The following is a 19,559-nucleotide window of genomic DNA, read 5'->3' as shown; positions in this document are numbered from 1 at the left end:
GGCGGCTCAGCCGCCGCGTACGCCGATCACCACGTCCGAAGGGCTGATGATGGCGGTGGCCGTGTCGCCTACCATCAATGCGCATTCCGCCACGGTGTCGCGCGGCAGCACGGCCACCAGCGCGTTGCCGCCGCGCGTGCGCAGCCACAGTTCGGCATTCACTTTGCCTGCCACGATCTGCGTGACCTCGCCGATCAACTGATTGGGTGACGACAAGGCATGCACTCCACTGCCCGCGGCTATCGTCAGCCACGGCGCTTTCACCATTGCCAGCACCTCGCTTCCGGTGCGCAGCCCGAGCTCACTGGTGCTGGCGCGCGCGACGGTGGCGATGAGGCGTTCGTCCCCCGGAAGGGCCAGCTCGAGCTGAGAGGTGGTGCCGTCGTCGTGCATCGACACGATGCGTGCGGGCAGCACGTTGCGTGCACTGATTCCGGTCATGAATGAAGATCCCTTGTCTTTCGAGCAGACTGCGTTATATAGTCAACTAAATAAAAAAATGGCGGTGCGATTCATCATGCACCGCCTTGAAATCGAAAGTATGGCTGAAATCAGCCCGTATTTATAAACAGGCCACTACACATACATGAATCAGCGTACTTCGGATCGCATCCTCAGCCGTGTATCCATCGAGGCCGAAGCCGGCTTTGCGTACTCCGATACCCGCATCCGCCTGCTCGAGGCCATTGATCGACTGGGCTCGATCAACCAAGCGGCCAAGGCGGTGCCCTTGTCGTACAAGGCCGCCTGGGATGCCATCGATACCATGAACAACCTCGCCCCCGAGGCCCTGGTGATGCGCGTATCGGGCGGGCGGCAGGGCGGCGGCACGGCGCTGACCGAATACGGCCGGCGTGTGGTGGCCTTGTATCGCGCGCTGGAGATCGAAACCCAGGCCGCGCTCGAACGTGTGGGCGAGCGGCTCGGGCAGGATGCGCCGATCGACGTGGAAGGCTTTCGCCGCCTGATGCATCGCATGAAGATGCGCAGCAGTGCGCGCAACCAGTTCTCCGGCCCGGTCGTGGCGCTGCGAGATGGCGAGGTGGACTTCGAAGTGCGCCTGCGCATCGACGGTGACACCGAACTGGCGGCCATCATCACCCGCACCAGTGCCGAGAACCTCGATCTGGCGATTGGCCGCGAGGTGTTCGCCTTCGTCAAGGCGCCCTCGGTGCTGATCTCCACCGACCCCGAGTTGCGTGTCACGGCGCGCAACCAGTTGTGGGGCGAAATCACCGAAGTGCATCACGGCTCGGTGAATGACGAAGTGACGCTGACGCTGCCTTCGGGCCGCAGTCTGGCGGCCGTGCTGACGCATGACAGCACGGAATCCCTCGGCCTCGTTCCCGGCAAGCGGGCGTGCGCCATCTTCAAGGCATCCAGCGTGATGCTGGCCACCTACGACTGACTGCCGCAAGGCATTCATCTGTTCCTGCAAGGAGAATCACATGTTGAAGAAGTGCTTGGCGGGGCTTGCGCTGCTGGTTGTCGTGCCCGCGTGGGCGGCCGAAGTGAAGGTGGCGGTGGCCGCCAACTTCTACGGCACGCTGCAGACGCTGGCCCCGTTGTACAAGAAGGCCTCGGGTAACGATCTGGTCATCAGTTCCGGTGCGTCCGGCGCGTTCTACACGCAGATCGTCAATGGCGCGCCGTTCGACGTGTTCCTGTCGGCTGATGCCGCGCGTCCCGAGCGGCTGGAAACCGAGGGGCTGACCGTTAAGGGCACACGTTTCGTGTACGCCTACGGTGTGCCGGTGTTGTGGAGCGCCCGTGAAGGCGTGGTGGATGCGGAAGGCAAGGTGCTTGCGAGCAACAGCTTCCGTCACCTCGCCATCGCCGACCCGAAAGTGGCACCGTACGGTGTGGCGGCGGAAGAAGTGATGCGCAAGCGTGGCGTGTTCGATACGCTCGACGGTGCGCGCAAGATCGTGCGCGGGCAGTCGATCGGCCAGACCCACAGCCAGATCGCCAGTGGCGCGGCTGACCTGGGTTTCGTCGCGCTGGCGCAGGTCAAGACCGAAGCCGGTATTCCGGGCTCACACTGGATTCCGCCGGCTGCTGAATACACGCCCATCGCTCAGGCGGCCGTGGTGCTCAAACGCGCCGACGATGTGGCGGCTGCCGCGGCATTCCTGGAATGGCTGCGCGGCCCCGAGGCGCGCAAGGTCATTGAGGCAGCGGGTTACGGTTTCGAATAAGGCTGTTGCATGCTTTCACCGCAAGACCTCACCGCGCTGTGGATCACGCTGAAACTGGCGGTGATCAGCACGGCCATCCTCATCGTGCTGTGCGTTCCGCTCGCGTGGTGGCTCGCGCACACGAAATCCCGCTGCAAGACCTTCGTCGAGGCACTGGTGTCACTGCCGCTGGTGCTGCCGCCGACGGTGGTGGGGTTCTACCTGCTGCTGTTGCTCGGGCCGCGGGGTGCCATCGGCAGTTTTCTGGAAGACATCGGCATCGGGCATCTGGCCTTCAGCTTCGCTGGCCTGGTGATCGGTTCGATGATCTATTCGCTGCCCTTCGTGGTGCAGCCGCTGCAGAACGCCTTTCAGGCCACCGGCACGCGTGTGCTGGAGGCCGCTGCAACACTGCGTGCGCGCCCGCTCGACCGTTTCCTGACGATTTCCCTGCCGCTGGCGCGGCGTGGCTTTCTCACGGCTTCGGTGCTGTCGTTTGCGCATACGCTGGGTGAGTTCGGCGTGATCATCATGCTCGGCGGCAATATTCCCGGCCGCACTCAGGTGGCTTCCATCGCCATCTACAACCATGTGGAATCGATGGATTTCGCGGCCGCACACAGCCTTGCGCTGGTGCTGGTGGTGATGTCGTTCTCGCTGCTGCTGGCGGTGTATGCCATCAACAAACGCTTCAAGGTGGTGGGGGTGGCGTCGTGACGATTTCTGCACGTTTCAACGTAGATCGCGGCAACTTCACGCTGGATGTCGACCTGAAGCTGCCCTCACGCGGCGTTACGGCGCTGTTCGGGCGCTCCGGTGCCGGCAAGACCACGGTGCTGCGCTGCATCGCCGGGCTGGAGCGGATCGATGGTGGTCACGTCGATTTCGACGGCGAGGTGTGGCAGGACGGCAAGCACTTCGTGCCGACGCATCAGCGCAGCATCGGCTACGTGTTTCAGGAGGCCAACCTCTTTCCGCACCTGACGGCGCGCAAGAACATGCAATACGGCCTGAGCCGCATCGACCCGTCGCAGCGGCGCATCGGCTGGGATGAAATGGTGGCGCTGCTTGACCTTGGGCACCTGCTGGATCGCCACCCCGATCAGCTTTCCGGTGGTGAGCGCCAGCGCGTCGGGTTGGCGCGCGCACTGCTCACCAGCCCCCGCCTGCTGCTGCTCGACGAGCCGCTGTCGGCGCTGGATGCCGCACGCAAGCACGAGATCCTGCCGTATCTGGAGCGCCTGCGTGATCAGCTCGACATTCCGATGCTGTACGTCAGCCATGCGCACGACGAAGTGATTCGCCTGGCGGACCACATGGTGCTGCTCGAACAAGGAAAGGCGCTGGCTTCAGGGCCGCTGGGCGAGATGCTGGCGCGCACGGATCTGCCGCTGGCCATGACGCCCGAAACCGGGGTGATGATCGAGACCACGGTGGGCGCGCACGATGATGCTTACCACCTGTCGCGGCTGGAGTTCGCTGGTGGCTCGCTGCTGGTGGCGCGCTGCCGTCAGGCGGTGGGCGAGCCGGTGCGGGTGCGTATTCTTGCGCGCGACGTGAGCCTGACGCTCACGCGTTCGGAAGGCACCAGTATCAACAACCTGCTGCCGGTGGTGGTCTCGGCCATCGTGCCGGTCGGCAACCCCGCGCATGTGCTGTTGCGGCTCGACGCCGGCGGGGTGCCGCTGTTGGCCGGCATCACACGGCGCTCTTGCGACCAGCTTGGGCTGGTGGCCGGGGGCGCCGTGTGGGCGCAGGTCAAATCGGTGGCGCTGCTTGGTTGAGTGAGCGCGCACCGGCCTTGCCGGCGTGCTTCTTGGTGCGGTAGTTCCACCACGGCAGCACGCGGCTCAAGGCCAGCACTTCTCCGCAGTGATCCGGCGTGTAACCCGCCAACCGCCCCAGCGAGCGCTGCCATTCGGCGGTTTGCAGCAGCGTGCGCAGGGCCAGCACACCCGGCTCGTCGAGTGCCGATTTCAGGCACGCCAGGTGGTATTGCTCTTCGATGATCGGGATGAAGTCGAGGCCGCGGGCATGCGCGGCGGCTTCGATGCCCATGCCTACATCGGCCTGACCGGCCGCCACGGCTTGCGCCACCGCAGCGTGGGACGGCTCGGCGCTGTCGTAGCCCTTGATGCTTTGCGGGTCGATGCCCTCTTCGTTCAGTAGCTCATCAAGCAGCAACCGCGTGCCGGCACCCAGCGCGCGGTTGGCCAGCTTTACCTGCCCGTTCGCCAGACTCTTGAGACCGGTCAGCTTGAGCGGGTTGCCCGGTGCCACGATGAGCCCCTGCGAGCGTCGCGCGAAGCCGATGATCTTGTGCTGGCCGGGCTTGAACATCGGCTTGTAGGTGCGGAAAGCGAGCGATCCGCGTGGCGGCTGGATGCGCGTGTGGAAGCCGGCCAGCATGCAGCGCCCCTCGTTCAGCGCGCGGATGGCATCGACACTGCCGGTGAAGCGGATGTCGAGGTGCAGGTTGTCGCCGCGTGCCTGCTCGCGCAGCGCGGTCAGCGCATCGTCGTGGCTGGCGTAGAAGCTCAGTACGTGGGTGGACTCGTCGAATGCGATGGCGAAGGCGCGTTCGAGGTCGGCGCGCAGTCCCTCGATCTGCGCCTGCAGGCGCGCCTGCGCTTGGCGCTCGGCCCACAGCAACTTGGTGCCGAACTCGGTCAGGCGTGCGGCTTGACCCTTCTCCCAGATGATCAGCGCGTGTTCGAGTTCGACTTCCCAGCGTTTGAGCTCGCCCCACACGTGACGGTAGGAGTAGCCGAGCTGACGGGCTGCGGCCGAGATCGAGCCGTTGTCTTCGACGGCGTGCAGAAGATCAAGCAGTGGGTTGCGAATGAGTGAAGAGCCACGCTGATCTGCGAGCGTGTAATTGAGTTGCACCCTATGCATACGTGTTCATATTGCCCTATGAAGTGGCGATCACTAGATTACGCCCAACCCGGCCATGGGGCGTCGATGCAGGCGGACCTTTGCCGCGTTCCCGACCTCGTGAAACCGGTCGGATCAACCGCCGCGATTGCGGCCGAATGCATCTCAAGGAGTCCCCATGAAACCGTACATCCGTTCCATTTCGGCGTCGATGCGCCAAGCTTGCGCCGTTTTTGCCGTGGCAGCCTTCACCGTCGGCGCCGCGCATGCCCAGTCTATTGTAGTCGCCTCGACGACTTCGACCGAGCAATCCGGCCTGTTCGGTTACATCCTGCCGGAGTTCAAGAAGGCCAGCGGCATCGATGTGCGCGTGGTTGCTCAAGGCACCGGTCAGGCGCTGGAAACCGGCCGCCGTGGCGACGCCGACGTGGTGTTCGTGCATGACATGGTTGCCGAAGAGAAATTCGTTGCCGAGGGGTTCGGCGTCAAGCGCTACCCGGTGATGTACAACGACTTCGTGCTGATCGGCCCGAAAGCCGACCCGGCTGGTGTGGCGGGCAAGGACATCGTCGCGGCACTGAAGAAAATTTCCAGCTCCAACGCCGAGTTCGTCTCGCGCGGTGACAAGAGCGGCACCCATTCGGCCGAACTGCGTTTCTGGAAGCAGGCTGGCGTTGAAACCGGCAGCAACTACAAGGAATGCGGTTGCGGCATGGGCCCGGCGCTGAACATTGCAGCCTCGTCCGGCGCATACATCATGTCCGACCGCGGCACCTGGCTGAACTTCAAGAACCGTGGCGATCTGGCAGTGCTGGTGGAAGGCGACAACAAGCTCTTCAACCAATACGGCGTGATTCTGGTGAACCCGGAGAAGCACGCTCACGTGAAGAAGGCCGAAGGCCAGAAGTTCATCGACTGGCTGGTGTCGGCCGAAGGCCAGAAAGCCATCGCCGCCTACCAGATCGGTGGCGAGCAACTGTTCTTCCCGAACGCCGACAAGTAATCGCGGCATTCACGACAACGGGGCGCCTGCGGGCGCCCCGTTGTCGTTTGCGGGCTCGTGCTACAGTCATCGGCATCCCTTCGCAGCCTGTTCGTCCGCCCATGACTACGCCGCCCCGCACCGTTGCCGTTGCCTTCACCGGAGCTTCCGGCATGCCCTACGGCATGCGACTGGTCGAAACCCTGCTGGGTGCCGGCACAACAGTGTGGCTGTTGTATTCGCAGGTGGCGCAGATCGTCGCGCGGCAAGAGATGGATCTTGATCTGCCGTCACGCCCGGCTGAAGTCGAAGCGGCGCTGTCGGCACGTTTCAAGACTGCACCGGGGCAATTGCGCGTGTTCGGGCGTGAGGAATGGTTTGCGCCGCTGGCCTCGGGCTCCAACCCGGCCGACGCCATGGTGGTGTGCCCGTGCACCATGGGCACGCTGGCAGCGATTGCCGCCGGGCTGTCGCAGAACCTCATCGAGCGTGCCGCCGACGTGGCCATCAAGGAAGGCCGCAAGCTCGTGCTGGTGCCGCGCGAGACGCCGTTTTCGGCTATCCATCTCGAGAACATGCTCAAGCTGGCCCGCCTGGGCGTGGTGATTCTGCCGCCCAATCCGGGCTTTTACACACACCCGCAAAGCGTCGATGACATGGTGGATTTCGTCGTCGCGCGGGTGCTCGACCAGTTGGGCGTGCCGCACACGCTGATGCAGCGCTGGGGCGCCGAGGCGGGCGAATGATCGAGCGCACACGGCTCCCGCTCTTTCCGCTGCAGACTGTGCTGTTCCCCGGTGGCTTGCTGCCGCTGCGGGTGTTCGAGGCGCGCTACGTCGATCTGGTGTCGCAATGCCTGCGCGAAGAGTCGGTGTTTGGCGTGAATCTGATCGCCGAAGGCAAAGAGGTCGGCGCGCCCGCGCATCCGCATGCCACCGGCACCAGCGCGCGCATCGTATCGTGCGACATCCCCCAGGCGGGGCTGATGCATGTGTCGGTGATGGGCGAGCGGCGTTACCGCATCGTCGACACCGAGGTCGGCCCCAACGGTTTGCTGATCGCCGAGGTGCAATGGCTGGCCGAACGGCCGGCACAGGCCGTGCCGCCCGAGCAGGCCATCTTGTTGTCGGTGCTGCGCGCCATCATGAACGACCTGGGCGAAGAGCATTTTCCGCCGCCGCACGCCTTCGATGACGCCGATTGGGTCGGCATGCGGCTGGCCGGCGTGTTGCCGATTCCGCTGCGCGCACGTCAGGCGCTGCTCGAGCTGGAACTGCCGATCGACCGCTTGCAGATCATCCAGCGCTATCTGTCGCAGCAGGGGCTGAAGCCGGATTGATGGTCTTTGGCCTCGGCTGCCACGCTGCCCGCTTTGGCTGCGCGTGCGAGTGGCTGACTCACGAGATTGCTTCGTTGATGCGCGCCTCGCAATGACAGGTCGGGGGCGCAGCGCCCTGACTCAAACCTGATCGAGCAAATCCGGCTGAGCCACGGCATCCAGAATGCGTCGCACCGGTGCGGGCAGGCCGGCCTGGTCGAGGGCGATGAGGGCGAGCCATTCGAGGCCGGGTTCGGCTGCACGGGGGGCGTCACCGGCCATACGCAGCAGCGTCGGCGCGATGTCCAGACGGAAATGCGAGAACACGTGGCGCACCGTGCCGAGCGGGCTGCTTGATTCGGCGCGTGTGCTGAAACGGCGCTGCAGCCAGTCGGCGGGGCGCTCGCCTTCGGGGATCTCCGGCAGTGCCAGCAGGCCGCCCCAGATGCCGGTGGGTGGGCGGCGTTCCATCAGCACGTGGCCGCCTTGCACGATCACCGCAACGCTCACGTGACGCTGGGGAATGGCTTTCTTCGGGCGGGGTTGGGGCAGCTCGCCGACGCGTCCGGTGGCCAGTGCCACGCAGTCGGTGGCCAGCGGGCAGCGCACACAGGCCGGGCGGGGGCGCGTGCACAGCGTGGCCCCCAGATCCATCTGCGCCTGGATGTAATCGCCGCCATGCTCGGCCGGCATCAGCGTGTCGGCCAGTGCCCACAGGCGTTCTTCGACTGCGCGCTCGCCGGGAAAACCGTCAATGCCGAACACCCGGCACAGTACGCGTTTGACGTTTCCGTCGAGAATTGCCGCGCGCTCGCCGAAGCAGAAGCTGGCAATCGCGGACGCTGTCGAGCGGCCGACGCCCGGCAGCGTGGCGATGTCGATTGCGCACTGCGGAAAGCGCCCGTCGTGCTGTTCGACGACCGCCTGTGCTGCTTTGTGCAGATTGCGTGCGCGGGCGTAGTAGCCCAGCCCGCTCCACAGCGTGAGCACGTCATCCACCGGCGCAGCGGCCAGACTGGCGATGTCGGGGAAACGCGCCAGAAAGCGCGCGTAGTACGGAATCACCGTTTCCACGCGGGTCTGCTGCAGCATGATTTCCGACAACCACACGCGATAGGGGTCGCGCGTGGCCTGCCATGGCAGGTCGTGGCGGCCATGCTGCGCGTGCCATTGCAGCAGGCGTTCGGCAAATGCGGGCCCGAGCAGTTTCACCGGCCGTCCTCGACCGCAGCGCACAACGCGGGGATAATCGCGGAACCTTTGATTTTGCCCACCGGTCTGCGTACCTCTTCCGATCTCCGACCGGTCTTCAACATGTCCCAAACCCCGATTTCACACGCATCCTTCACCCGCGAGTTTCGCGACGCCCTGGGCATGTTTGCCACCGGCATCACCGTGGTGACCACCCGCTCGCCCGATGGCCAGCCGATCGGGCTGACCGTCAACTCGTTCAACTCAGTCTCGCTCGACCCGCCGCTGATCGTGTGGAGCCTGTCGTCCAATCTGCCGTCAGTGCCGATTTTCGAATCCTGCGAATACTACGCGGTGAACGTGCTGGCTGCCGACCAGGACGAGATTTCCAACCTCTTCGCCTCGCGCTCGGATGACAAATTCGCCGGGCTCGAATTCGACGAAGGTCTGTACGGCGTGCCGCTGCTGCGTGGCTGCTGCGCGCGCTTCGAGTGCCGCAACACGATGCGTCACCCCGGCGGTGATCACGTGCTGTTCGTCTCCGAAGTGGTGCGTTTCGACCGCGACGAGGCCCGCCCGCCGCTGCTCTACTGGGGCGGTTCCTACCAGCGCCTGGCGCCCTGACGGCGCATCAAGCGGGCGCCTGCCCGGTGTGCCTGCCCGTTGAATGACCCTCTGCGCCCCTTCCTGAGGGGCGCTTTCCGTGGCGCTTTCGCCGTTGCGCAAGTGCCTTCGTTCTCCTCAAATCCCCCGCGCGGATGGCCCGCCCGTTTCGCTTCGTCTGCGATGCGTGCGAACTTGTGCGCCGGTGTCGCGTCGGACTAGGCCAACGCCATTTCACGGAGCCGCGCTCGGCGCCCACGGCGGCATTGCCGACGCCTTGGTGCCTGAGCCGGCGACTCACAGAGGAGAATTTGCCCATGCGTAAGCCCCAATTGCTGTGCAGTGCGGCGGTACTTGCATCGCTTTTGACACTCGCCGGATGTTCGGACTCGCCGGAGACGAGCAATCAGGTCGAAGCGCCTCCGCCGCCTGCCGCGCCTGCCGCGCCGGCAGCGCCGGCAGCGCCTGCGGCCGAAGCGCCCGGTGCGCAGACACCTGTTGCCCAGGCGCTGGAGGTTGAGGTGTTCAGGGCAGGCGACGAAGCCATCTTCGGGGTCTCGTCGGTGATCGTCAGCGGCGAGGAAGAGGCAGTGCTGATCGACGCGCAGTTCTCTTCTGCCGATGCACGCCAGTTGGCCGAGCGTGTGCAGGCTTCGGGCAAGCGTCTGACCACCATCTACATCAGCCACAGTGAGCCGGAGTACTACTTCGGCCTCGACACGCTGCGTAATGAATTCCCCGACGCGCGCATCGTCGCCACTGCGCAGACGGTGGAGACCATCGAAGCCACCAAGGACAGCCAGCTCGAGGTATGGGGCCCGCAACTGGCGGAGAACGCCCCGGCGGACCTGATGGTGCCGGAAGTGCTCGAGGGCGACACGCTGATGCTCGAAGGGCAGGAGCTGAAAGTGTTCGGCCTGGATGGCCCCACGCCCGATCGCACGGTGGTGTGGATTCCGTCGATCCGTACCGTGGCTGGCGGCATCCCGGTGGTGAGCGGCGAGCACGTGTGGATTGCCGATACGCCCACCACGGTGGCGCGCCAGCACTGGCTCGCCATGCTGGCCCAGATCATTGCGCTGGAGCCGGACGTGGTCGTGCCGGGGCGCATGGCGCCGGGCAGCGAGGAGGGCGTCGAAGCCGTCGAATTCACCGCCAACTACCTGCGCACCTTCGAAGAAGAAGCAGGCCGCGCCGAAACCGCCGATGAACTGATCGCGGCGATGAAAGAGCGCTACCCCGATCTGGGCGGCGAAGAGACGCTGGAGACCAGTGCGCGTGTCATCAAGGGTGAAATGGAGCGGCCGTAAGCATTCGCTTCCGAGGCCCGCCGGAGCCCGAATGTGGCTCCGGCGGGGCTTCAATTTCGCATGGGCGTGGCGTCATTCCGGCACGTAGATCATGCGCCCGTCGTCCAGCCGGTAGGTGACGCCGGCGCGCGCGCCCTGGCCTTCGCCCATCTCGCCGCTCGATTCGTAGCGCGTGAGTTCTTGCCCTTCCTTGATGGTGATGCGCATGTCGGCCTCGCCGGGGTTCTCGATCACCACTACTTTCTCCTGGGAGAAGGGGTTGAGTGGGTTCTGGGCGATGACGATCATCAGCACGCCGATGATCACCAGGAATACGTCGATCAGATTCACCACCGACAGCATCGGGTCGGTGTCTTCCTCGTTCAGAAAGCGCATCAGGCGGCCTCGGCCAGCGGGCGGGCGCGTTCGATCTCGCGCAGGTCCTGCAGCAGCCAGCGACGGCGCACAGTGAGAATGAAATAGCAGATGCTGGCGGCGAGCAGCGCCAGAATCACCGCCGAAAACGCCGCCACCATGTTGCGGCCGACTTCACCCGCGTCACCACTGCCGAGCGCCAGCAGCGCCGGCCCCATCGGGATCATGGTGGCGATCAGGCCCAGCATCGGCGCAGTGCGCGACACGATGCGCAGCCACTCCAGCCGGCGCAGGATCCACAGTTCCAGATCATCGCTGGCCTCGATGCGGCCGGCGGCGTGGGCGTAGGCATGCAGTGCGCGCGGGTGCTTGCCGCTGCGGCGCTGCCAGGCTTCGACGGCGAATGCGCCGAGCATGATCAGCGCGTAGGCCAGCGCGGCGGCAATCAGCAGCATTACCGGCGCGAGGAACACGCGCGATACGTCGTACAGCAGGGTTTCGATTGCGGAAAAGGCAGTCATTTCAGTCTCGGTTACGGGGTTTCAGACGGTGGCCGGCGGCTTGCCACAGCGCGCCAGCGGAGATCAGCAGCAGCATCAGGGCAAGCACCCAGCGCTGCTGGCGGTCGTCGGGGGGGACGGTGTCGACGGCTTCGAGCACCTGGCCTTGCACGCTTTCCAGCGCCTGAGTGGCGGTGGTTGCGGATTCCGGTGACTCGGGTGCTTCCGCGGAGTCGGCGGGCGAAGCGGCTTCCGGCGCGGGCGCGGCGCTCAGGCCAAAGCCCTGCGCCATGTCGGCGATGAACTGGCGCGTGAGCGCGGCGCCGGTATCGACGTCGAACTCGTCCTCCAGTTGCTGCCAGCGCTCGACCAGCGCGCGGCGGGTTTCCTCGGAGGCGTCCCAGTAGTCCTTGCGGATGGCTTCGGCCATGCGCTCGAGCATCTGCGCCTGCGCGGTGGGGTTGTGCTGCTCGAACCACTCGTTGGTGCCGAGCTCGCGCGTGTCGTTCACGTAGGTGTCGAACAGCGCCTGCCACTGGTCGTCGCGCACCGTGGAGGCGTCCACTGCTTGCCAGCCGAACAGGTTGTTGGTGACGTTCAGCACCTCCAGCGTGCCGGCGTAGCCCTCTTGCTGCATGGCGCCGATCCACTGCGGGTTGAGGTAGCGCGCGCGCAATTCGTCCGAGAGAAAGCGCGCCAGCCCGGTGGTCTTCACCTCGCGGCTGCGCAGATCGGAGATCAACAGCTGTGGCGCCTTGCCGTCCAGATGGCGGACGGCCGCCGACAGCCCACCGAGGAATTCGAAGGGGTGGTCGGTGGACAGCACGCCATGTACGTTGGACGAGCGCGACATGATCGCCACCTGCGTGCCGCGCAGTTGCTCGGCCAGCAGGTTGGCCTCACCAGCGGCCTCGCCCCATTGCCCGCCGCCGTAGGCATGGCGGCTGCTTTGCAGGAATTGCTGGCCGAGCACGGCATCGTCTTCCCATTCGGTCGAGGCGAGGGCGAGGTCGGGTACGCCTGTGCCGTATTCGCCGGGGGCATTGCTGAAGATGCGCAGGCGCGCCGTGGCCGCCGCCTCGTCCGGCGCCATCCCGCTCTGCTCAAGCGTTTGGGCGATGCGGCGATTGTTGGTGGCGATGAGGTTGTCGGCTTCGTCCAGTTCAGCCAGACGGGCCAGCGCGTCGTCGAGCAGGCGCATGAAGTGGTCGAACTGGTCGCGGTACACGCCCGTCACCTGTACTACTGCGTCGGTGCGCGGGCGGCCGAGTTCGGCGGCAGGGATGATCTCCAGTTCGGTCACGCGGCCGCCGGCATCCCACACCGGGCGCAGGCCCAGTGCGTGCAGCACTTGTGCCTCGGTTACACCGAGGTGGCGAATCGCTTCCGACGACCACAGGCTGAAGGCGATCTTCGCAGGCCATGCGCCGTCGTTCTCTGCGCGAAAGGCTTCCACCAGTTGTGCCCAGGCGGTGGCGGCTGATTCGTAGGCTGCACGCGCCGGGATCTTGTCGGCTTCGAAGGCGTACAGATTGCGACCGCTCTCCACTTCGGGGTTGCGCACCGGGTCGCCGCCCGAGCCGGGCTGCACGAAACGCCCGGCCAGCCCCGCCAGCAGGGCTTCGTTTTCCCGTGTGTCGCGCAGGCGGCGGTCCAGCTCACGGGCGCGTTCGGTGAAGGCGGCAACGGCTGTCGGTAAGGTTTTCGCGGCTTCCTCATCCAGCATGTGCTGTACAGCCTGGTAGGCCGGATTGTCTTGCAGCGTGCTGAAATCGGCCACGAACAGCTCTTCCTCCTCGACGCCGAGGGTGGCGTAGAAGGGCTCGCCCAGTTGCTGCACGATGGTACTGATGCGGTGGCCCTCATCCGCCGCTACGCCAAAGCTGTGCAGCCCCAGCGGCATGGCCACGCGGGCAAGCTCGTGCAGTTGATCGTGCACGGCCTGCAGGAAGCCTGCGAAACCCGCCTCGGCCTGTTCGGCACTCCAGCCCAGATCGGCGTGCAGATCAGCGGCAATGGCCGCTTCGCGAATGTCACCTGCGACGCGCTCGCGCACCATGCCTTCGTCGAGCTGCTCGTACTCGTGGATCAGGTGATGGATGTCGCGCAATTGGTCGTACAGCCCGGCGGGTGCGAAGGGCGGCGTCTGGTGGCTGACCGTGACGGCACGGCCGCGCCGCTTGGCCTGGATGGCCTCGCCCACGTTGTCCTGGATGTAGGGGTAGAACACCGGCACATCGCCCACTGCCAGCCACGGGTAATCGTGTGCGGACAGGCCGCGATCCTTGCCGGGCAGCCATTCCTGCGTGCCGTGGGTGCCGAGGTGGATCAGCGCGTGGCTGTTCTGCTGGCCGCGCAGGTAGAGATAGGCCGCCATGTAGAGGTGATCGGGTGCAGCGGCGGTATCGTGATAGCTGCCATGGCCGTTCCCGCTGCGCGGCATTTGCGGCATCACCACCAGCTTGCCGAGCTGCCAGCGCGGGATGACGAAATACGCGCGGCCGTCGATCTGACGCACCGCGTGGTGGCGCGCGGCCGGGCCGAGCTCGCGCAGTTGGGCACGACGCTTTGCCGGCAGGCCGGCCAGCCAGCGCTGATACTCGACCACCGGCAGCAGCCCGGCCAGGTTTGCGGCAAGCAGCTCGTCCAGGCTGACGCTGCCGTACAGCGCACCGAGCAGGCGCTGGCCGGTGGTGATGACTTCGTCCTCGCTCACCGGCGTGCTGACGTCGTAGCCCTCTGCCGCCAGCGCCGACTGGATCGACACGATGCTGCGCGGCACGTTGAGGTTCGACGCGCCCAGGTTCTTTTCGCCAGCGGGGTAGTTCCAGAACATCAGCGCCAGCTTCTTCTCGGCAGGCGGCGTGTGGCGCAGCGCGACGAGGTGCTGCAGCTTGCCGATCAGCGCGTCGGCTTGTTCCGGCAGCAGGTCTTCGACGCCGTTGGTGGCGGCCGACAGCACCGTCGGATCGCTCACGCCCCAGCCCTCCGGCCCGGCGAGGAACACCGCCGTTGTACGCGCGGCAACGCCGCTCACCGCATCGGGCCAGTCGGCGGCTTCGCCTTCGCGAAAGCGCAGGGACTGGATCACCGGCACGTCGAGCGCGAGGAAGTCGCGGCTGCGCGCCGCGCCGTTCTGCATGTGGGTGAGATTGACCAGTGCGTCGATGTTGCCGCCTTGCAGCGCGCCGACCAGACCATCGGCTGCGGCGCTGTCGAGCCAGAACACCACCGGCGTCATGCCGGCGGCTTCGCTGCGTGCGATCAACTCGTCGATGTCGCGTGTCAGCAGGTCGGCGACGTTGCCCGGATGCGTCAGAAAGGCCACGCGGCCGGTGCCGGGTGGGGCATCGGGGCGGCTGGCGTACCACGCCAGATAGGCGTCGAGCGTGGTGAACACCTGCGGCGCCTGCGGGTGGTAGAAGCCGGTGGCGGGCAGGCGCTGCACGGCTTCGAGCAGCGCGGGGTCGGGCTGGGTGCCGTCGCTTAGCGCGCGCGCCAGCGCAAAAAAACGGCGAAAACCTTGTTCACCGCCCGCGGCGTAGTGCGTGGCCAGCACGCCACCGTATTGTGGCGGAATGTTGTGCCACAGCGGGCGCCCGCCGCCGAGCGTCAGGCGTGGCCGCGTGGTGTCGGCTTCGGCTTCCTCCACGCGCCGTTCGACAAGCTCGCGGTCACTCGGGCGCGGGCCGTCGATCACCAGCAGCGCGGCACCGGAGGTGGCAGCGCGTATGTCGGTCGGGGACGCGCGCTCGACATTCAGATGCTCGAGGCGCACGCCGGCTTCACTGGCCAAGGGCAGCAGGCGCTGGAATTTCTCGGCCGACACGAAGCTGTTGTGCAGCACCTGCACCACCGGCGCGGCCTGCGCCGACAGCCACAGGCTGCCGAGCAGCGCGCCGCCCAGCAGCCGCAATACATTTGCCCCGCGCATCAGAAGCTCGCCGTCAGGCCGGCGAAGTAGCGGCGCCCTTCGTCCGCACGGCCGTACAGCGCGGCGTCGTCGTTGGCGAGGCGCTTGTCGGTGAGGTTCTCGATGCCAGCCTGCAGGCTCAAGTGTTTGCCCACCGCGTAGTCGGCATACCAGTGCAGTTGGGTGTAGCCGGGGCGGTCGCGCAGTGTGGCCGAACGGTACTGCGAGCTGGTGTACTCGGCCTGCACGCGGGTGGTGAAACGGTCGCTGGCGGCCCACGCAAGGCCGACGTTGGCGCGATGGCGCGAGCGGTCGGCGAGGCGTTCGTCATTGCCGATGTCGCGCGCGTCGAGGTAGGTGTAGTTGGTCTCGAGGCGCCACTTGTGCGTGAGGTCGAGCCCGGCGGTCAGCTCCAGTCCCTGCAGGCGCACGCGCGCAATGTTCTCGTAGTCGAGGCAGATCAGCGGCGGCACGTCGCACACCGGCCGGCGCACGGTTTCGATGAGGTTGCGCACGTCGTTGCGGAACAGCGTGGCGCTGGTCGACAAGGTGCCGCGGTTAAAGGTGGCGCCCAGTTCCAGCGAGCGGTTGGTTTCCGGCTCGAGGTCGGGGTTGCCGCGCACGATGCCGCGCCCGCCGATGGCCGCGCGCGATTCGAACTCCGGCGAAAGCTGTTTGAGTGTGGGGGCCTTGAAGCCGCGGCCCCCGCCACCCTTGATGATCAGCTCCTCGCTGGCGTGGAACAACACGTAGGCACGCGGGCTGGCCTCCCAACCGAAGTCTTCGTGGTGGTCGAAGCGCCCGCCCAGCACCAGCTCCCACTGTTCGCCAAGCACGATTTCGTCCTGTGCGAACAGCGCGTAATGGGTCTGGTTCTGTTTGCCGGAGCGGGTGAAGCTGGGGTCTTCGAGGCGTTCGCGACGGGTTTCGGCGCCCAATGTGATGCGGTGCGCTGCGCCGGCGGAGAAGCCGACGCGGCCATCGAGCACGGTGTCGGTGAAGCGGTTGGGGCCGGTTGCGTCGGCGCCGTCGCTGCGTCGTGTGATGCGGTCGAGCGTGCTGCGGTACAGGCGCAACTGGCTGGTGCCCCAATCCCAGTCGCCGGAGTGCGACAAGGCATAGCGGCGGCGCTGCACCTCGTTTTCGGCCGTGTATAGCGGACGTGGGGGGCCGCCGCGTACGCCTTCCTGATCCTCGTCGCCAGCGGTCACCGATGCGTCGATGCGTTGTCGTGCGTCGGGCGTCAGTGTCAGGCCGATGTGCCCCATGCGTGCGCGCTGCTTGTCGAGCGCGGTGAGGTCGGGGTTGTCGGCCGAGCGCAGCGCATCGCGATGGCGGTATTCGCCCCACGCATTCAGGCCCAGCGTACCCGGCACCAGCGGGCCGCCGAGGTAAAAGCCGGTCTTGTGCTGATCGCCGCCCAGACCGTGGTCGCTGACCATGATCTGTGAGCTGAGCGACCCGCGCCAGCGGTCGGTGGACGAGCGCGTGATCATGTTCACCACCCCGCCCAGCGCCTCGGAGCCGTACAGCGAGGACATCGGCCCGCGCACGATTTCGACACGCTCCAGCGCTTCGGTGGGCACCCAGCCGAGTTCGAAGTCCGAGTGGGCGATGGCGCCGGCCGACGAGTTGATGCGCTGGCCGTCCACCAGCATCAGCGTGTGTTCCGAGCTCATGCCGCGAATCGAGATGCCGCGGCGGCCGAGGCCCACGTCGTCGATGTTGAGGCCGACCGCATTGCGCACTGCATCGGCCAGATCATTCACCGGCCGTTTGCGCAGCCCATTGCCGTCGATCACCGCCACGCTGGCGGGTGCGTCGGCCTCGCTGCGTTCGCCGGTGGTGGCGGTGACCACCACCGAGGGCAGGCTGGCGACGTGCTGCGGTGCGTTCGGTTGCGCCGCAGCATGGCTGGTCTGCGCCGACGCATGGCCGACCCCCAAGACGGCCACTGCGCTCAGGCAGGCGCGGGCAATGTTTCGGTTTTTCATCGGTTTTACCTTGATCGTCTGGATGTTGCTTGGCGGTGGTTCGAGCTGAGTGCAGATCGAACAGAAAGTAAAATGTTATAACATTGCAACATTGCGCAGCAAAATGTTGTCGCCGGGTGCGTGCCGCGCGGGAGGCACGGTATGCATTCCATCGCCCAAAGTGCGCTACGCTCGGGTGATGCACACCCCTTCTGCCGCCGCTGGCCACGACAGCGACTTGATTCGCCGCATTGCACTGCTCTCGCTCGCCGCTTTCGCCAGCAGCGGCGCGGCACGTATTGCCGACCCGCTGCTGCCGCAGTTGATGGACGAATTTCTGGTGAGCGCCGGGCAGGCGGCGCATGCGGTGTCACTGTTCGCGCTTGCGTATGGCTTCTTCCAGTTGCTGTACGGCCCGCTGGGCGACCGTTTCGGCAAGTACCGCGTGATTGCCTGGGCGGTGCTGGCAAGCACCGTCGGGGTGCTCGGCTCGGCGCTGGCCACTGACTTCTCGTGGCTGGTGCTGTTCCGTGCGATGAGCGGCATGACCTGTGCCGCGGCCATACCGCTGGCGATGGCGTGGATTGCCGACAACGTGCCGTACGAGCGCCGCCAGCCGGTGCTGGCCTATTTCCTCATCGGGCAGATTTTCGGTGTCATCGGCGGCCAGTTGTTCGGCGGACTGTTTGCCGATCTGACCGGCTGGCGTGGCGCCTTCTGGTTCATGCTGGCGGTGTTCGCGCTGGCCGGCGTGCTGCTGGTGCGCGAGGTGTGGCGCCGGCCGGGCATCGATGCAGCGGTGCCCGATTCCACGCGCAATTTCAGCTTCATCCAACGTTTCGTGGCGGTGGGCAGGGTGGGCTGGGCGCGGTTGATTCTGCTCGGCGTGTGTCTGGAAGGCGCGCTGGTGTTCGGTGGTTTGACCTTTGTGCCGACCTATCTGCACGACCGCTTCGGCCTGTCACTGACGCAGGCCGGCGCGCTGATGGGCATGTTTGGCGCGGGCGGACTGGCCTACGCGGTATTCGCGCGCCATTTCGTCGGGCGTTTGGGTGAGCGCGGCCTGGCGGCGTCGGGCGGGGTATCGCTGGGGCTGGCGTTTGCGCTGCTGATCTTCACGCCGAACTGGATCGGTGCCATGGCCGCGGCATGGCTCGCCGGCATCGGCTTCTACATGCTGCACAACACCTTCCAGCTCAATGCCACGCAGATGGTGCCGGAGCATCGCGGCACGGCGGTGGCCTTGTTCGCTTCGTCGCTGTTCCTGGGGCAGGCCGCGGGGGTTTCGCTCAATGCCTTGCTGGTGGACGGCTACGGCTACACGGCCGTGTTCATGTTGCCAGCAGTGGCCCTGCCGTTGATCGGCGTGGTCTTCGCGGCATTGATCGCGCGTCGTCAGCGCGCAGTGTGAAGGTGCCGGCACGGCGTCATCGCCGTGCCGGCTGCCCGGCTTAGCGCGAAGCCGTCCACGCCGTCTTGCCGTTGATGGTGCCCTTGATGGTGTTGCCATCGACCTGGCCCACGTATTTGTCGCGGCCGGCGGTGAACATGATCTGCGCGCCGTTCAGGCGTGCATCGCTGATGGTCGTATTGCCCAGCGTACCTTCCAGCATCTGGAAGGTCTGCTTGAGCTCAAGCGGCTGACCACTCACCTTCCAGTTGCCTTCGACCTTGGCCGGCACCACCCATTTGTAGGCACGGCACCAGCTGCTGCAGTCACCTTCGATCTCGACCATGTCGTCGGATTGCCAATCATCCATGTGGAAAGAGTTGGACAACACGCGCGTGCCCGGCGGCATGTCGAGCAGGATGGGACGCAGGCGCAGGTTCAGCGACGGCAGCAGGAACAGCGTGACGACGGTGGCTTCGGAGAAATCCGATTCGAAGATGTCGCCTTCTTCGAAGGTGGCCAGATTGGTGACGCCGGCTTCCTTGGCGGCTTCCTTCGAGAGTTTGACGAGATCACCGTTGTACTCGATGCCGCGCGCCGGAATGCCACGGCGGGCAGCGGCGATCACCGTACGGCCATCGCCTGAGCCGAGGTCCACCAGCCGATCGCCTTCGCGCAGTTCGGCCATGTCGAGCATCTGCGCCACCAGGCTGTCACCTGTCGGCACCCACACCACATCCTTGCCGGCCTGGCCCACGGAAGGTTTGTAGGGCTCGATGGTGTTGCCGGTCTGTGCCCAGGCGGAACCGCCGATGGCAAACGCGCCGAGGGTCGCGGCGGCAATGGATTTACTCATGAATCTCATCGTGGTTCTCCGAAAGTTGGGGTCGTTCGATCGGGGTGGTTCGTTTGTCATGGGGGCGTGAACCTGGCTGACAACGTCACGCCGCCAATGCCAATGATGGCTTCCA

General features: G+C 65.9%; 18 protein-coding genes. 10 read left to right on the top strand and 8 right to left on the bottom strand.

The features are described from left to right. Positions 1-6 precede the first annotated feature (6 nt). The gene (locus AC6H0W_RS02205) at positions 7-441 is read right to left on the bottom strand and encodes a TOBE domain-containing protein (protein ID WP_497575477.1); all 435 of its coding nucleotides are present in this window, start codon (positions 439-441) and stop codon (positions 7-9) included. Positions 442-586: 145 nt separating this feature from the next. On the opposite strand from AC6H0W_RS02205, the gene AC6H0W_RS02200 reads away from it, so the two are divergent. From AC6H0W_RS02200 to modC, 4 genes are read left to right on the top strand one after another with little or no spacing between them, the layout of a single operon-like run. After that, positions 587-1,408: a TOBE domain-containing protein gene (locus AC6H0W_RS02200; protein ID WP_497575476.1), complete on the top strand. Its 822-nt coding sequence runs from the start codon at positions 587-589 to the stop codon at positions 1,406-1,408. Positions 1,409-1,448: 40 nt separating this feature from the next. After that, the gene (modA, locus tag AC6H0W_RS02195; protein WP_497575475.1) at positions 1,449-2,198 is read left to right on the top strand and encodes a molybdate ABC transporter substrate-binding protein; all 750 of its coding nucleotides are present in this window, start codon (positions 1,449-1,451) and stop codon (positions 2,196-2,198) included. Positions 2,199-2,207: 9 nt separating this feature from the next. Next, entirely contained in the window at positions 2,208-2,894 is a 687-nt protein-coding gene (gene modB / locus AC6H0W_RS02190; protein ID WP_497575474.1) for a molybdate ABC transporter permease subunit, read from the top strand. After that, positions 2,891-3,961, top strand: a complete 1,071-nt coding sequence (gene modC, locus AC6H0W_RS02185; RefSeq protein ID WP_497575473.1) for a molybdenum ABC transporter ATP-binding protein — start codon at positions 2,891-2,893, stop codon at positions 3,959-3,961. The genes modB and modC overlap by 4 nt, the downstream gene beginning before the upstream one ends. On the opposite strand, the gene AC6H0W_RS02180 is transcribed toward modC, so the two are convergent. Continuing rightward, complete coding sequence (locus AC6H0W_RS02180; RefSeq protein WP_497575472.1) at positions 3,936-5,075, bottom strand: substrate-binding domain-containing protein; 1,140 nt, start codon at positions 5,073-5,075, stop codon at positions 3,936-3,938. The genes modC and AC6H0W_RS02180 overlap by 26 nt on opposite strands. Positions 5,076-5,232: 157 nt before the next feature. Between AC6H0W_RS02180 and AC6H0W_RS02175 the strand changes: the two genes are divergently transcribed. The 3 genes from AC6H0W_RS02175 to AC6H0W_RS02165 all read left to right on the top strand — a co-directional run bounded on the left by AC6H0W_RS02175 (position 5,233) and on the right by AC6H0W_RS02165 (position 7,375). Continuing rightward, positions 5,233-6,057: an ABC transporter substrate-binding protein gene (locus AC6H0W_RS02175; RefSeq protein ID WP_497575471.1), complete on the top strand. Its 825-nt coding sequence runs from the start codon at positions 5,233-5,235 to the stop codon at positions 6,055-6,057. A 101-nt stretch (positions 6,058-6,158) separates the two neighbouring features. Then, positions 6,159-6,782, top strand: a complete 624-nt coding sequence (locus tag AC6H0W_RS02170; RefSeq protein ID WP_497575470.1) for a flavin prenyltransferase UbiX — start codon at positions 6,159-6,161, stop codon at positions 6,780-6,782. After that, a complete protein-coding gene (locus AC6H0W_RS02165) occupies positions 6,779-7,375 on the top strand; it encodes an LON peptidase substrate-binding domain-containing protein (protein ID WP_497575469.1) in 597 nt (198 codons plus the stop codon). The genes AC6H0W_RS02170 and AC6H0W_RS02165 overlap by 4 nt, the downstream gene beginning before the upstream one ends. Before the next feature lie 120 nt (positions 7,376-7,495). Here the strand turns inward: AC6H0W_RS02165 and mutY are convergent, their stop codons facing one another. Beyond that, complete coding sequence (gene mutY, locus AC6H0W_RS02160) at positions 7,496-8,566, bottom strand: A/G-specific adenine glycosylase (protein ID WP_497575468.1); 1,071 nt, start codon at positions 8,564-8,566, stop codon at positions 7,496-7,498. A gap of 102 nt (positions 8,567-8,668) precedes the next feature. On the opposite strand from mutY, the gene AC6H0W_RS02155 reads away from it, so the two are divergent. Continuing rightward, positions 8,669-9,169 (top strand): flavin reductase family protein, encoded by a 501-nt coding sequence (locus AC6H0W_RS02155; RefSeq protein ID WP_497575467.1) that lies wholly within the window; start codon positions 8,669-8,671, stop codon positions 9,167-9,169. Positions 9,170-9,465: 296 nt separating this feature from the next. Then, positions 9,466-10,458: an MBL fold metallo-hydrolase gene (locus AC6H0W_RS02150; protein ID WP_497575466.1), complete on the top strand. Its 993-nt coding sequence runs from the start codon at positions 9,466-9,468 to the stop codon at positions 10,456-10,458. Between the two features lie 72 nt (positions 10,459-10,530). Here the strand turns inward: AC6H0W_RS02150 and AC6H0W_RS02145 are convergent, their stop codons facing one another. Genes AC6H0W_RS02145 through AC6H0W_RS02130 form a run of 4 tightly spaced genes read right to left on the bottom strand, consistent with a single transcriptional unit; the run spans position 10,531 to position 17,219 of the window. Next, the gene (locus AC6H0W_RS02145) at positions 10,531-10,833 is read right to left on the bottom strand and encodes a DUF2149 domain-containing protein (RefSeq protein WP_497575465.1); all 303 of its coding nucleotides are present in this window, start codon (positions 10,831-10,833) and stop codon (positions 10,531-10,533) included. Next, positions 10,833-11,333, bottom strand: coding sequence for a MotA/TolQ/ExbB proton channel family protein (locus tag AC6H0W_RS02140; protein WP_497575464.1), 501 nt, complete (start codon positions 11,331-11,333; stop codon positions 10,833-10,835). The genes AC6H0W_RS02145 and AC6H0W_RS02140 overlap by 1 nt, the downstream gene beginning before the upstream one ends. A gap of 1 nt (position 11,334) precedes the next feature. After that, a complete protein-coding gene (cobN, locus tag AC6H0W_RS02135; protein WP_497575463.1) occupies positions 11,335-15,246 on the bottom strand; it encodes a cobaltochelatase subunit CobN in 3,912 nt (1,303 codons plus the stop codon). Further along, on the bottom strand, positions 15,246-17,219 hold the full coding sequence (locus AC6H0W_RS02130) for a TonB-dependent receptor domain-containing protein (RefSeq protein WP_497575462.1): 1,974 nt from the start codon (positions 17,217-17,219) through the stop codon (positions 15,246-15,248). Before AC6H0W_RS02130 ends, cobN begins: the two co-directional genes overlap by 1 nt. A 178-nt stretch (positions 17,220-17,397) precedes the next feature. On the opposite strand from AC6H0W_RS02130, the gene AC6H0W_RS02125 reads away from it, so the two are divergent. Continuing rightward, positions 17,398-18,609, top strand: a complete 1,212-nt coding sequence (locus AC6H0W_RS02125) for an MFS transporter (protein WP_497575461.1) — start codon at positions 17,398-17,400, stop codon at positions 18,607-18,609. A gap of 40 nt (positions 18,610-18,649) precedes the next feature. Here the strand turns inward: AC6H0W_RS02125 and AC6H0W_RS02120 are convergent, their stop codons facing one another. Next, entirely contained in the window at positions 18,650-19,444 is a 795-nt protein-coding gene (locus AC6H0W_RS02120; protein WP_497575460.1) for an SAM-dependent methyltransferase, read from the bottom strand. Positions 19,445-19,559: the final 115 nt, after the last annotated feature.

This window comes from Pseudazoarcus sp. NS20 (assembly GCF_059703745.1).
This window is presented reverse-complemented; position numbering and strand designations above follow the sequence as displayed.

Coding starts and splice junctions, on each gene's coding strand:
- AC6H0W_RS02125 (WP_497575461.1), top strand. CDS start 17,398: ATGCACACCCCTTCTGCCGCCGCTGGCCACGACAGCGACTTGATTCGC.
- modB (WP_497575474.1), top strand. CDS start 2,208: ATGCTTTCACCGCAAGACCTCACCGCGCTGTGGATCACGCTGAAACTG.
- AC6H0W_RS02120 (WP_497575460.1), bottom strand. CDS start 19,444: ATGAGTAAATCCATTGCCGCCGCGACCCTCGGCGCGTTTGCCATCGGC.
- AC6H0W_RS02165 (WP_497575469.1), top strand. CDS start 6,779: ATGATCGAGCGCACACGGCTCCCGCTCTTTCCGCTGCAGACTGTGCTG.
- AC6H0W_RS02140 (WP_497575464.1), bottom strand. CDS start 11,333: ATGACTGCCTTTTCCGCAATCGAAACCCTGCTGTACGACGTATCGCGC.
- AC6H0W_RS02155 (WP_497575467.1), top strand. CDS start 8,669: ATGTCCCAAACCCCGATTTCACACGCATCCTTCACCCGCGAGTTTCGC.
- AC6H0W_RS02170 (WP_497575470.1), top strand. CDS start 6,159: ATGACTACGCCGCCCCGCACCGTTGCCGTTGCCTTCACCGGAGCTTCC.
- AC6H0W_RS02130 (WP_497575462.1), bottom strand. CDS start 17,219: ATGAAAAACCGAAACATTGCCCGCGCCTGCCTGAGCGCAGTGGCCGTC.
- AC6H0W_RS02175 (WP_497575471.1), top strand. CDS start 5,233: ATGAAACCGTACATCCGTTCCATTTCGGCGTCGATGCGCCAAGCTTGC.
- AC6H0W_RS02200 (WP_497575476.1), top strand. CDS start 587: ATGAATCAGCGTACTTCGGATCGCATCCTCAGCCGTGTATCCATCGAG.
- cobN (WP_497575463.1), bottom strand. CDS start 15,246: ATGCGCGGGGCAAATGTATTGCGGCTGCTGGGCGGCGCGCTGCTCGGC.
- AC6H0W_RS02145 (WP_497575465.1), bottom strand. CDS start 10,833: ATGCGCTTTCTGAACGAGGAAGACACCGACCCGATGCTGTCGGTGGTG.
- AC6H0W_RS02205 (WP_497575477.1), bottom strand. CDS start 441: ATGACCGGAATCAGTGCACGCAACGTGCTGCCCGCACGCATCGTGTCG.
- AC6H0W_RS02150 (WP_497575466.1), top strand. CDS start 9,466: ATGCGTAAGCCCCAATTGCTGTGCAGTGCGGCGGTACTTGCATCGCTT.
- AC6H0W_RS02180 (WP_497575472.1), bottom strand. CDS start 5,075: ATGCATAGGGTGCAACTCAATTACACGCTCGCAGATCAGCGTGGCTCT.
- modA (WP_497575475.1), top strand. CDS start 1,449: ATGTTGAAGAAGTGCTTGGCGGGGCTTGCGCTGCTGGTTGTCGTGCCC.